12 protein-coding genes are annotated in these 13052 nt (G+C 62.6%); 9 read left to right on the top strand and 3 right to left on the bottom strand.

The features are described 5' to 3' along the window. Positions 1-28: 28 nt before the first annotated feature. A complete protein-coding gene (locus AC097P_RS15190) occupies positions 29-622 on the bottom strand; it encodes an MOSC domain-containing protein (protein ID WP_479611270.1) in 594 nt (197 codons plus the stop codon). Between the two features lie 14 nt (positions 623-636). Further along, positions 637-1788, bottom strand: a complete 1152-nt coding sequence (locus tag AC097P_RS15185) for a 3'-5' exonuclease (RefSeq protein WP_479611269.1) — start codon at positions 1786-1788, stop codon at positions 637-639. A gap of 105 nt (positions 1789-1893) precedes the next feature. On the opposite strand from AC097P_RS15185, the gene AC097P_RS15180 reads away from it, so the two are divergent. From AC097P_RS15180 to AC097P_RS15160, 5 genes are all read left to right on the top strand, one after another. Next, positions 1894-2811, top strand: coding sequence for a CoA transferase (locus AC097P_RS15180; RefSeq protein ID WP_479611268.1), 918 nt, complete (start codon positions 1894-1896; stop codon positions 2809-2811). A 305-nt stretch (positions 2812-3116) separates the two neighbouring features. Beyond that, a complete protein-coding gene (locus AC097P_RS15175) occupies positions 3117-4199 on the top strand; it encodes an esterase/lipase family protein (protein ID WP_479611267.1) in 1083 nt (360 codons plus the stop codon). 2 nt (positions 4200-4201) lie between these two features. Beyond that, entirely contained in the window at positions 4202-5323 is a 1122-nt protein-coding gene (locus tag AC097P_RS15170) for a lipase secretion chaperone (protein WP_479611266.1), read from the top strand. 58 nt (positions 5324-5381) lie between these two features. Next, on the top strand, positions 5382-5996 hold the full coding sequence (locus AC097P_RS15165; RefSeq protein ID WP_479611265.1) for a TetR/AcrR family transcriptional regulator: 615 nt from the start codon (positions 5382-5384) through the stop codon (positions 5994-5996). A gap of 35 nt (positions 5997-6031) precedes the next feature. Continuing rightward, positions 6032-6931: an alpha/beta hydrolase family protein gene (locus AC097P_RS15160; protein WP_479611264.1), complete on the top strand. Its 900-nt coding sequence runs from the start codon at positions 6032-6034 to the stop codon at positions 6929-6931. Between the two features lie 163 nt (positions 6932-7094). On the opposite strand, the gene AC097P_RS15155 is transcribed toward AC097P_RS15160, so the two are convergent. Continuing rightward, on the bottom strand, positions 7095-9554 hold the full coding sequence (locus AC097P_RS15155; RefSeq protein ID WP_479611263.1) for a YgiQ family radical SAM protein: 2460 nt from the start codon (positions 9552-9554) through the stop codon (positions 7095-7097). Positions 9555-9692: 138 nt separating this feature from the next. Here AC097P_RS15155 and AC097P_RS15150 point away from each other — a divergent pair, with 138 nt between their 5' ends. Genes AC097P_RS15150 through AC097P_RS15135 form a run of 4 tightly spaced genes read left to right on the top strand, consistent with a single transcriptional unit; the run spans position 9693 to position 13020 of the window. Further along, positions 9693-10457, top strand: a complete 765-nt coding sequence (locus AC097P_RS15150; protein WP_479611262.1) for a transporter substrate-binding domain-containing protein — start codon at positions 9693-9695, stop codon at positions 10455-10457. 27 nt (positions 10458-10484) lie between these two features. Next, complete coding sequence (locus AC097P_RS15145; RefSeq protein WP_479611261.1) at positions 10485-11171, top strand: ABC transporter permease; 687 nt, start codon at positions 10485-10487, stop codon at positions 11169-11171. Then, the gene (locus tag AC097P_RS15140; RefSeq protein WP_479611260.1) at positions 11172-11885 is read left to right on the top strand and encodes an ABC transporter permease; all 714 of its coding nucleotides are present in this window, start codon (positions 11172-11174) and stop codon (positions 11883-11885) included. 4 nt (positions 11886-11889) lie between these two features. Continuing rightward, positions 11890-13020, top strand: coding sequence for a M14 family metallopeptidase (locus AC097P_RS15135; protein WP_479611259.1), 1131 nt, complete (start codon positions 11890-11892; stop codon positions 13018-13020). Positions 13021-13052 lie beyond the last annotated feature (32 nt).

Genomic DNA, 13052 nt, shown 5'->3' with positions numbered 1-13052 from the left:
CTGGGGCCCCTGCGGTTACGGCCAGCCTTTAGCGCATGTGCTTGAACATCTTGTCCTGAAACCGCTGCGGAATACCCATGTGCCGTGGCCCAGGCACGAGCTCAAAGGATTCGCCGGCCTCCACGGTTCCGGGTTCATCTACCGACAAGTAGAAGCCGCATGCACCACTTTGCGCCATGGCCTTGACGGCGGTGTTGAAGCCCATGGCGGCATTGAATTTGTAACAGGGCTCGCGCGGCTGCGTGACGCGCAATACGCAGTGGGCAAAGCGCAGCACATCACCTACCCACACATCCTCTTCCAACAGACCACCCAGCGTCAGGTTTTCACCCACTGAGCCATACGGCAATGCATCGTCAATGCCCGCCAGACCTGCATCTGCACGCCGCTGGCGCCACATGGCGTAGTGCTCGCTGGGGTATGCGTAAACGGCCTTGTCCAGCCCGCCGTGCACTGACGGATCGGCTTGCTCGTCGCCCAGCAGGCCCAGCGGCCCCACGGGCACCGGGCCAGGAGCCACTGCCGTCTTGTGGATGGCGGTCAGGATAGTGCGCCCGCTGATCAATACCTTGCGGGCCTGGGCGACTTGAACCCCGACCAGTGAATAGCTACGAGAAGACATACTTGCAGTGCTCCTTACAACTGGTGGTGCAGCAACTCACCTTCGCGGGTGGAGTAGCGCACCAAGGCATCAAGTTTTTCAAATTGCACAACTGCAGAACGCTGGTGGTAGGCATGCTCCTTGAGCCAATCAAATTCCGCCTGCAGGGCCTTGCTGTCGCCGACCCGCGTGTGCCAGACCTTTTGCTCGGAGTTCCAGCGGTAACCCCGGGCTTTGAGTTTGTCCTTGGCGTCAAACGGTGCGTGGGTTGCCATCAGGCGGTAGCTGGGCTTGAAGGCCTGCTCCACCAGATGCGCCAGGCCGGTCCGCGGCGCTTGCGGCAGCTGGGCGGCCAGCACGGCCAACAAGGCATGGCAATCCATCTCGGCCCGGTGGGCGTCGTAGAACCAACCCATGTCCTGTGCCAGGCTTTCCAGCTTGGACGAGCGCCGGCCGTGCGTCTTCCACGGAATCTCGGCGAATGAGCAGGCCCAGGCCAGACCGCGAAACTGGGCCAGGCGCGCCTCCGCAAAGGGACGGTCAAAGCCGGCGTTGTGTGCGATGACCAGGTTCACGCCTTCGAGCAGCGTTGCGATGCGGGCCTCATCTAGGCGTTGGCCCTGCAGCATCGCCGGGGTGATGCCAGTGATGTCCTGCACGTCCTGGGGTATCGGCATGCCGGGGTCCTCCAGGCCGTCGTAGACCTGCACATCACCCACGGGCAAGCCAGTGGCCAGATCGACATCCACGCGCAGCAGGGCGAGTTCCATGATGCGGTCCTTGGACTGGTCCAGACCTGTGGTTTCGGTATCCAGCACGATGACGCGGCACACGCCCAACCCTTCGGAAGCCTGGTGCCACTGCAGCCTGGGCTGCAAGCGGCGCAGCACGCGGTAGTCGGGGTGAGCTTCGAGTGTTGTTGCCATGGATTCCGCATCGGGGTCCACCGATGGGAGGAGCACCGTCGCAGCCGACACTGCACTTCGCAGCGGATCGGCCAATGGCTCGGCCACCGGCGCGGCCGATGGCTCGGCGAACAGCACAGGGGTGGGCGGGGCTAGGGATGCAGGCGCAGGCACATGTGTTGCGGTGCGTGTGGTCGCCCGCGCGCTGGGCTTCCTGGCAGGCACAGGCGCTATGGGCAGGTCCGCCACAAAGGCAAAGTCTAGTTGGTTGCTGTTATTCAATGGGCTACCTTGTGCGTGGAAGAATGACGCGCTGTCTCCTATTATCATGGCCCGAACAGCGCCTCCTTCACCGACCGCAGGGCATGCGCCCTCCCCCAGATTCACATGCCAACTCCGTCACAGCCTCATTCAAACCCCAAACCGTTGCGGTCACTCAAAGGCGTCCGCATCCTCAGCCTGGCGCTGAACTTGCCTGGCCCAGCCGCGCTGATGCGCTGCCGGCAAATGGGTGCCACCTGCGTCAAGTTGGAGCCGCCGCCCCACCCCAGCGCGCCCAAAGGCACATCGGGCGACCCCATGGGCCTGTACAACCGCAAGGCCTACGACACGTTGCACAGTGGCATGCGGATTGTGCAGGCTGATTTGAAGTCAGAGAAAGGCCAGAAGGCCCTGCACCGGGAATTGGCCAAGACCGATGTGCTGCTGACTTCGTTCCGACCCTCTGCACTTGGCAAGATCGGCTTGGAATGGAAGGCGCTGCACCAGCGCTACCCCGCGCTCTCTTTGGTCGCCATTGTTGGTGCCCCAGGGGCGCGGGCCGAGGAGCCTGGTCATGATCTGACCTATCTGGCGGAAAACGGATTGGTGAGGGGACTGGATCTGCCGCCCACGCTGTATGCCGACATGGGCGGCTCGCTGATGGCGTCCGAGGCCGTGCTGCAGGCCCGGCTGCTGCAACTGCAAAAGGGCAAGGGCGTGCGCCTGGACATCGCGCTGTCTGACGCTGCCGGCTATCTTGCACTGCCCCGCACCTGGGGCCTGACAACACCCGGCGCTGCAGTGGGCGGTGGCCATGCTGGCTACCGCGTTTATCCGTGCAAGGACGGCCGCGTCGCCGTGGCGGCTTTGGAGCCACACTTTGCGGCCGCGCTGACCGGCGCGGTGGGATTGAAGGTATCGGGAATCACGGCCATGTTTGCACCCGAGACCCATGCAGCGGTAGCTGCCTTTGTGCTGACGCAGACACGCCAGCAACTCGACCAACTGGCTGCAGAAAAAGACATCCCGCTGCACACCCTGTAAGGCACTCGCCGCACGGCGACTGCCACACAAGTCGTTACAAATCCTGTCCGGTGCACGCGGGTTTTCCAGCGTGACACCGGGGTGAACGCGTTTTACTATTCGCAAATAGCACGACCGTGCTATTTACGACATCCCTGTCTGCCGTGATCCGCGGCCCGCGTCGGGACGTCAAGCGACGACCCGCACCAAGACCGTCGCAGCGTGATTGATCCAGCCGGACGCGTATCGCCAGGCCATCCAGCTCCAGCGCAGGGCTGCGCGCGTCCACGTTTGCACGTTCATCAACAAGACGAGGAGACATAACCATGCGCAATTCCTACCTGAGGCGGCTCATGTCCGCCACCCTGGCCCTGAGCCTGTTGCTGTCCACTGCCGGGACCGCCCAGGCCATGGTCAACGGCGACACCAAGACCAAATACCCCATCGTGCTGGTGCCGGGGGTCATGGGCTTTGACACCCTGTTTGGCTCCATAGAGTATTTCTACAAGGTTGCCGATGGCATCCGCGACTACTCAGACGGACAGAAGACCTACAACGTCTCCTTGTCGGCCTGGATGTCGACCGAAGAGCGCGGCGTGGCCCTGAAAAACGAGATCACCCGCATCCTGAAAACCCACTACGGCGTGACGACGCTGACCCCAGCCCATAAGGCCAACATCATCGCCCACAGCCACGGCGCGACGACATCCCGCGTGGCGGCCAAGCTGATGGAAAACAATATTGCGTCCATCACGACCGTTGCCGGCCCGCACTACGGCACGCCGATGCCCGACTATGCGGTCACACTGCCCAAGCCGGTGCTGATGGCGGCGATTGCCGGCATCAACGTCGCCGGTAGCGTGGTGGCGCTGTTCAGCGGTCGGCTGGACTGGCTGTTCCAGCAAAACGCCAACGGTGTGCTGAACGACTTTACACAAGCCGGCATGAAACAGTTCAATGCCAAATACCCCAGCGCAGGCGTGCCTGCGGGCGGCAGCTACGGCACCAAACAATATGGTGCTGACGCTACGGCACTGGGCAAATGGGCGGGCGATGGCCAGGGTGCGGAGCGCTCGGTGACCGATCCCAATGCCATCCTTTTCTACTCTTTTACTGGCAATATCCACAATGACACGTTCACCGCGCCGGGCTTCCCGCTGATCACTGACCCGGCCGACTGGGCGTTGCTGGTCATCCGCAAATTCGGCAACTGGTACGGTTATACGGGCGACGCTGATTCGTTCATACCGGTGTCCAGCGCACGCTTTGGCAAGACCATCTCGTCGAGCTACTGGTGGAACCATGTGGACGAGCAAAACCAGACGCTGGGCCTGTTAGCCTGGGGCGCCGCTGACCCCGTGTCGGTGTACCGCACCCATGCAAACCGCCTGAAGCAGGCCGGGCGCTAAGCATGAAAGCGAACGCACAACGGGCGTTCGTCTGCGTGCTGGTCGTGCTGGCAGGGTGTGCCGTGGTATGGCACCTCTCAGCTGACCAGCCAGCGCCGACGGGCCCACAAGCCACAGCCAGCACCGCGACCGCCATCGCGAACGGCTTCATCAAGACCGGCCACTACCCGCAGTCTCAAGACAGCCACCCTGTGCTGCGGTTCAGTACGCTACAGGAATACGACGCCAAGTCGCGATTCGGCCGACTTCCGAACTCGCTGAGCGGTGTCAATGTTGGCTGGAATCTCGCGGCCGATGCCAAGGGCAAACTGATACTTTCGGCCGACCTGGCGGCGCTGTTCGAATTCTTCCTGTCAGCGCACACCGAAGAAGGCCTGGCGACTTCGCTGGGCCGCATCGAAGAGTATCTGCGCGGCCAGTTGCCGGAAACTGCAGCGGCCGAGGCCCTGGACATTCTTCGCAACTACCTGGCCTACAAGCACGGGTTGACGCGATTCGAACCCTCCACGGACCGCGCCGGCAACGCGCAAGACGCCCAGATGGCCACGGTAGCGGATGTCAGGGCCGCAATGGACCGACGCAGTGCCTCTCGCCGCCAGCACCTGGGCTCCGAGGTGGCGGATGTCTTCTTCAAGGACGACGAGGCCTACGATGCCTACACCATCAAGCGGCTGGAGGCGGATGCCAACAAGTCGCTGAGCCCGGCTGACCGAGAAGCGCTGATCGTGCAGGCGGAGCAGTTGCTGCCGCCAGACAGGCGTACCCGCGTGCAACAGGAGCGTAAGGAGGCAGCACTAAACCTTCGCATCGCAACGCTGCAGTCGCAAGGCGGCAACGAAGACGCGATCCGCAATCTGCGCACCGAGCTGTATGGCGCGAAAGAAGCCCAACGCCTGGCCGCCGTGGACCAGGAGCAAGCGGCCTGGACCCAGCGCCTGCAGAACTACCGCAACGCAAAGGACAGTATCCAGAGCCAGGCTGCCCTGAGCCCGGATGCCAAGGCGTTAGCGGTGGAGGACCTGGAGAAATCCCGCTTCAGCCCGGATGAACTGCGAGAGGTGCGGATTCTGGAATCCGTTCGCGCCCAGAACGCGCAAGGGACAAAGCCCGCCCAACCGGGCTAAGCGCGGGAGTGGCTGGCTGGGCTTGACACTAGACCGACCGGTCTATAGAATCAAGCCCATGCCAGCACCGCCACCCCTACCCGACGACGACACGCGCACCACGCGCGAGCGTCTGATTGCCGCCATGCAAAACGCCCTGCGTCACAAGGGCTACCACGGCGTGGGGCTTAAAGAAATACTGGACGTAGCCCAGGCCCCCAAGGGCGTGCTGTACCACCACTTTCCCGGTGGCAAAGCCGAGTTGGCAGTCGCCAGCATCGAGGCCGTCATCGCGCAGATCACCACCGGCCTGGACAAACTGACGCAGCGCTACCCGGACGTGGTGCAGGCACTTGAGGCCTGGATGGCGTCGGCACAGAAGGCGCTTGCCGTCAGCGGCTACGAGCGCGGTTGCCCGTTGGCCACGATAGCGCTGGAGTCGGGGCCCGATGACATCGCCATCCGCGAGACCCTCGCCAGAGGCTTTGCCGCCATCCGCGAACGCCTTGGCAGCACCTTGCAACAAGCCGGCATTGAAACCACCCGCGCGCACAGCCTGGCCGCGCTGACAGTGTCGGCCTACGAAGGCGCCCTGGTGCAGGCCCGTGTGGCTGGCAACGTGGACGCCATGCAGGCCACGTCAAAGGCCCTGCTCGATCTGGTGCGCTTGAGTCTTCCTGCCGCCGCGCGCTGACCGCGCAAACCACCCCCTTTCACAGGAGCACATCCATGGACAAGGCCAACACGCCCCAAGCCGAAACCATCACGCTGCAGACCGACGACGGTTATGCCATCACCGCGCTGCGTTACCCGGCCACTGCCCCGCTGCGCGGTAACCTGGTCGTGGCCGGTGCCACCGGCGTGCCGCAGGGCTTCTACCGCAACTTCGCCACCTTTGCCGCCAGCCAGGGGTACACGACGCTGACGCTGGACTACCGCGGCATCGGCCTGTCCAAGCCAACCACGCTGCGGGGCTTTCGCATGCAGTACCTGGACTGGGCGCGCCGGGACCTGAGCGCCGCCGTGGATGCCATGTCCAGCGATACCGTGCCGCTGTTCATGATTGGCCACTCCTTTGGCGGCCATGCCTTCGGCCTGCTGCCCAACCACCGCCGCGTGGCCCGCTTCTACACCTTCGCCACCGGTGCCGGCTGGCACGGATGGATGCCAGCCCTGGAACAGTGGAAGGTGAAACTGATGTGGCGCGTCATCGGCCCGCTGATGACCTGGTGGAAGGGCTACTTGCCGTGGAGCAAGCTGGGCATGGGGGAAGACCTGCCGCTGGGCGTCTACAAGGACTGGAAACACTGGTGCGGCTACCCTCGCTATTTCTTTGACGACCCGGCCATGGCCGCGCAGGTGCAGGACCTGTTTGATGACGTGACCACACCCATCATCGCCGCCAACGCCACCGACGATTTGTGGGCACCGCCCGCGTCGCGCGACGCCTTTATGGCCGGCTACCGCTACACCGACCTGCAGGCAGTGGACATACGCCCCAAGGACCATGGGCTGAGCGCCATAGGCCACATGGGCTACTTCCGCCGCCAGGCGCAGCCGCTGTGGGAGGACGCGCTGCAGTGGTTTGGGGAGTACGACAAGCCGGCCCCGTCCGCCCTACCCGCCTGAGCAAGCAGCCTGGCCCAGGAGAGGGATTTTGTGTTGCGACAGGCGCTATCGTATTGATAGCTGCTTACGCACATCCCACGAGGGCTAGCGCCCTATTTCATCAAAGGCATTTGGCCTGGAGCGGTAAGATGCGGCGGTGCCAAACGGCGCCACCCCCATTGCTTCAACGCGGCTTGCGCGCCAACTTGGGCGCTAGTTTGGTGGCGGTGGGACGCCCCGAACCGTTGTCGCGCGGCGGCAGGCCGGTATGGCGGGTCAGGATCTGCCCTTTTACCGGTTGCGTTGACTTAAAGGGCTTGGCCGGCGCAGCGGTTGAGTTCTTCTTGCGTGCACTCTGGTAGCCACCATCGCCCAGCGGCTGGAAGGTCGGAATCAGGTGGTGTTTGCCATTGCCGACCAGGTCGGCACGGCCCATGGCTTTCAAAGCCTCGCGCAACAGCGGCCAGTTGTTGGGGTCGTGGTAGCGCAAAAAGGCCTTGTGCAGGCGGCGGCGTTTTTCGCCGCGGACGATGTCTACCGTCTCGTCATCGCTCTCGGCCGTGCGGTGGATCTTGCGCAGCGTGTTGCGGCCGCTGTGGTACATGGCCGTGGCCGTGGCCATGGGGCTGGGGTAGAAGGTCTGCACCTGGTCGGCGCGAAAACCATTCTTCTTCAGCCAGACGGCCAGGTTCATCATGTCTCCATCGGTGGTGCCGGGGTGGGCGGCGATGAAGTAGGGAATCAGAAACTGCTTCTTGCCAGCCTCCAGCGAGTATTTCTCGAACAAGGTCTTGAACTTGTCGTAAGAGCCAATGCCCGGCTTCATCATCTTGGTCAGAGGGCCTTGCTCGGTGTGCTCGGGCGCGATCTTCAGGTAGCCGCCGACGTGGTGCTGTACCAGCTCTTTCACATACTCCGGGCTCTTGACGGCCAGGTCGTAGCGCAGGCCGGAGCCGATCAGGATCTTCTTGACGCCCTTGAGCGCACGGGCGCGGCGGTAGATCTTGATCAGCGGGCCGTGATCGGTTGTCAGGTTCTGACAAATTCCCGGGTAGACACAACTGGGCTTGCGGCACGCCGCCTCGATCTCCGGGCTGCGGCAGCCCAGACGGTACATATTGGCCGTGGGGCCGCCCAGGTCAGAAATGGTGCCGGTGAAGCCCTTGACCTTGTCGCGGATGTCTTCCACTTCCTTGATGATGGATTCTTCGGAACGGCTCTGGATGATGCGGCCTTCGTGCTCGGTGATGGAGCAGAAGGTGCAGCCGCCAAAGCAGCCACGCATGATGTTGACGGAAAAGCGGATCATCTCCCAGGCCGGGATCTTGGTCGCGTGGTCGTGGCTGCCGTTCTCGTCCGCGTAGCTGGGGTGTGGGCTGCGCGCGTACGGCAGGTCAAACACAAAATCCATCTCGGCCGTGGTCAGCGGTATCGGCGGTGGCGTGATCCAAACGTCGCGCGCCGTGACGCCTTCGCCATGCGCCTGCACCAGCGCACGGGCATTGCCGGGGTTGGTCTCCAGGTGCAAGACCCGGTTGGCGTGGGCGTACAGGATGGGGTCGCTCTTGACCTGCTCGTAGCTAGGCAGGCGAATGACCGAGCGGTCGCGGGGCGGAACCTTGTAGCTGCCCAGGCCGTGCAGCGCGGGCTGCAGGTTGGGGTTCGGCATAAAGGTCAGCGGTTTGATGGTGTCATTGACCGGAACCTGTATGCCATTTGGGCCTGTAGCCCCCGCGGGCTGTGCGTAAGCAGCTGCGCTTTTGATAGCGCTTTTATCGTTTGCATTCGCGTCATCTTTTTCGGCATCTTCCTTGGCGCATGTGCTGCCTTGGCCCGCTGCCTGCTCCGAAGTCGTCATGTACGGGTTGATGTGGGACTCGACCCGGCCCGGCGCGTCCACGCTGGTGGAGTTGATCTCTATCCAGCCGTTGCCGGTTTCGTCATCCGGGCGGCGCACAAAGGCGGTGCCGCGCACATCGGTGATGGCCTCGACCGGCTCGCGCGCGGCCAGTCGGTGGGCGATTTCGACAATCGCGCGTTCGGCATTGCCGTACAGCAGCAGGTCGCATTTGGCGTCCACGACCACCGAGCGGCGCACCTTGTCACTCCAGTAGTCGTAATGGGCGATGCGACGCAGGCTGCCTTCGATGCCGCCCAGAACGATGGGCACATCTTTATAAGCCTCGCGGCAGCGCTGGCTGTAGACGATAGCGGCGCGGTCGGGGCGCTTGCCGCCGATGTCGCCGGGGGTGTAGGCGTCGTCACTGCGGATCTTGCGGTCGGCCGTGTAGCGGTTGATCATGGAATCCATGTTGCCGCTGGTCACGCCCCAGAACAGATTCGGCTTGCCCAGAGCCTTGAAGGCCTCGGCGCTGGTCCAGTCGGGTTGGGCGATGATGCCGACCCGAAAACCCTGGGCTTCGAGCATGCGGCCAATGACGGCCATGCCAAAGCTGGGGTGGTCCACATAGGCGTCGCCGGTGACCAGCACGATGTCGCAACTGTCCCAGCCCAGCTTGTCCATCTCGGCCCGGCTCATCGGCAAAATGGGTGCCGTGCCGAAGCGAGCCGCCCAGTACTTGCGGTAACTGGTCAGCGGCTTTGCGGCGCGCGCGAAAAAGGAGACGTCGACTGGGGCGTTCATGGTGCTTTCGGGGTAACCCCCTATTTTAAGGTTTTACAGTGAACAGCGCACACTAAAGCTTGACCGGCGGAAAACTCCGGCAATTTGGGTCGCGCGCAGCCCGTAGAATGAAATTTTGGTTTTACCGAGGTGTATGCAATGAAAAAGATACTGTTGGCCGTCGTTTTGGGAGCCTTTGGCGTCGCATCCTTTGCCCAGGGCAAGGACCTGAAAGTCGCCATCGACCCCACTTATGAGCCCTTCACCTACAAGGTGGACGGTAAACCGGCCGGATTTGATGTGGACATTGCCAACGCGCTGTGCGAGCAGATCAAGCGCAAATGCGTGTTTGTCGAACAAGGGTGGGACAGCATGATCCCCGGCTTGATGGCGCGCAAATACGACGTCATCATCAGTTCCATGTCCATCACCGATGACCGCATGAAGCAGATCGATTTCACCGACAAATACTACAGCACCCCCAGCCGCGTCGTTACCAAGAAGGCCTTTAACTACACTGGCCCGGCTTCACTGAAGGGCAAGAAGATAGGCGTGCTCAAAGCTAGTACCCAGGAAAAATACGCGCTGGGTGAACTCAAGACCGTAGGGGTGGATGTGGTGTCGTACGAGGCGCAAGACCAGGTCTACCTGGACATCCGCGCCGGCCGCTTGGACGGCACCGTAGCCGACCATGTGGAAGTGACTGGCGGCTTTCTGAGCAAGCCCGAGGGCAAGGACTACGAGTTGAAGGGGGAAGAGTTGTTTATCCCCAAATACTTTGGCGCTGGCGCCGGCATCGGCCTGCGCAAGGGTCAGGACGCACTGAAGACCGAGCTGAACGCGGCCATCAAGGCGCTGCGCGCCAACGGCGTCTACAAGAAGATCAACGACAAGTACTTCAAGTTTGACGTCTACGGCAAATAAGCCCGCGCCTAGCGAGGACTGCAATCCGTGAACGCCTACGTATCAGCCATTCTGCAGGGTGCAGTACTGACCGTGGGCGTGTCGCTCGCGTCCCTGTTGGTGGCCATCGTGCTGGGCCTGCTGGGTGCCGGCGCCAAGTTGTCGGGCCGCCCGGTCTGGGTCGGCCTGGCCACGGCCTACACCACCGTCATTCGCGGCATCCCCGACCTGGTGTTGATGCTGCTGATCTTCTACGGCGGCACCATTGGCATCAACAATGCGCTGGAGTGGATGGGCAGTGAGGCCACGGTAGACATCAACCCGCTGGTAGCCGGCATTTTGACGCTGGGTTTTATCTACGGCGCCTACATGACCGAGACCTTCCGCGGCGCCATGTTGTCCATTCCCAAAGGCCAGGCCGAGGCCGCATGGGCCTTTGGCATGGGCCGTATCCAAACCTTTGTGCGCATCACCGCACCGCAAATGGTGCGCTACGCCCTGCCCGGCTTTACCAACAACTGGCTGGTGCTGATCAAGGCCACGGCCCTGGTCAGCCTGATCGGCCTGCAAGAAATGACCTACGCCGCCAAGCAGGCCAGTGCGGCCACGCGCTCACCGTTTGTGTTCTTTTTGTTCACGGCAGGCTTGTTTCTCGTCTACACCACGGTGTCGCTGTTTGTGCTGCGCAGGCTCAATACCCGCTTCAGTCTGGGCACCAAGCGGGGAACGCTGTAAATGAACTTTGCCGTCCTGTTGGAGCCTCAAAACATCGCGCTGTTTGGTACCGGTGTAGCCACCACGCTGACGCTGCTGTTTGCCTCGTTGGCGGTGGGCGCTGTCATGGCGTTGGTATTTGCATTGCTGCTGACCGGGCCGTGGGCGCCGCTGCGCTGGCTGGTGGCCTCCTATACCTATGTGATCCGCGGCACGCCCTTGCTGATCCAGGTTTACCTGATCTATTACGGGCTGAGTCAGTTGGAGTGGATACAAGCGCGGTGGGATAGCGTGTGGCCATGGACACACTTCAAGGAACCATTCTTCTGCGCACTGCTGGCTTTCGCGCTGAACACCGCCGGCTATACCGCCGAGATGCTGGCGGGCGCCATACGCGAAACCAGCGCTGGCGAAATTGAAGCTGCGCAGGCTTATGGCATGGGCCGATTCCAGGTCATGCTGCGTATCGTGCTGCCCAGCGCGCTGCGCCGCACGCTGCCCGCCTACAGTAACGAAGTGGTCATGATGCTGCACGCCACCAGCCTGGCCAGCGCCGTGCCATCGCTGTTGGACGTCACGGGCGCAGCGAGCAGCATCTATGCCACCTACTACCTGCCATTTGAAGCCTACCTGGCAGCAGCCGCCATTTACCTGGTGGCCTCGTTCTGCCTGATTGGCCTGTTCAAATTTGGCGAACGGCATTTGCTGGCCTACCTGGCACCACGGACACACTGACACCATGCAACGCGTAGACCATCCCCTCTTGTCCCCCAGCCTGGGCAGCCACAAGACGCTGACCAGCTTGCATTTCGGCACACCGGGACGCGGGCCCAAAGTCTATATCCAGGCCAGTCTGCATGCCGAAGAGTTGCCCGGCATGCTGGTCGCCCACCACCTGAGAGCCTTGCTCGAAGCTGCAGACGCCGCCGGCCAGGTGATGGGTGAGGTAGTGGTGGTACCTGTGGCCAACCCGCTGGGGCTGGCGCAGCGGCTGGACCACAAACCCATGGGTCGCTTTGACTTGGATACGTCTGAAAACTTCAACCGCCATTACCCCGATCTGTCGAAAGCCGTGTGGCCGGAAGTCAAAGACGGTTTGGGTGCCGACGCGCACGCCAACGTGGCCACCGTACGCCGTGCCATCGGCCAATATCTGCAAGACTGGAAACCCCAAACCGAGCTGCAAAGCCTGCGCCAGCGACTGTTGACGCTGTCGTTTGATGCCGACTACGTGCTGGACCTGCACTGCGACTGCGAATCGGTGATGCACTTCTACACCGAAGAAGCCTGCTGGCCGCAGTTCGAACCCTTGACGCGCTTCCTGCAATGCCAGGCCATCTTGCTGGCCAAGAATTCGGGTAGCGGCCCGTTTGACGAATGCCTGTCCGGCGTGTGGTGGCGCCTGGCCGAAGACCTGGCCGCAGCCGGCAACCCGTCCCCACTTCCGCAGGGCTGCTGCAGCACGACGATTGAGCTGCGCGGCGAGACAGATGTCAGCCACGCACTCGCCCAAACCGACGCCCGGGCCCTGCTGACCTACCTGCAGCACCTGCAGGTTGTGCACAGCGCCCATGCACCGGCGATGCCGCCCGCACTGTGCCAGGCCACGCCCCTGGCTGGGTCCGAAACACTGTACGCTCCTTCGGCCGGTGTTGTCGCGTTTGCTGCAGAGCCCGGGCAAATGCTACGGGTGGGCGACCTGGTGGCAGAGATCATTGACCCCATTGCGAACCACAGCCAGCGCGTGCTGGCTGGCGTTGGCGGTGTGCTGTATGCCCGCGTGCGTGACCGCTATGTGACCACGGGCGGTGAGTTGGGCAAGATTGCTGGCGCCAAAGCCTTTAAAACTGGTGAGCTGCTGGGCGCTTGAGGCCTCCATCACTTCCTCTACCCTCCTCTTTT

The sequence above is a fragment of the Rhodoferax sp. ZS1R8 genome (genome assembly GCF_056521325.1).
The sequence above is the reverse complement of the archived record's forward strand: the minus strand, read 5'-3'. Positions and strand labels throughout refer to the sequence as shown.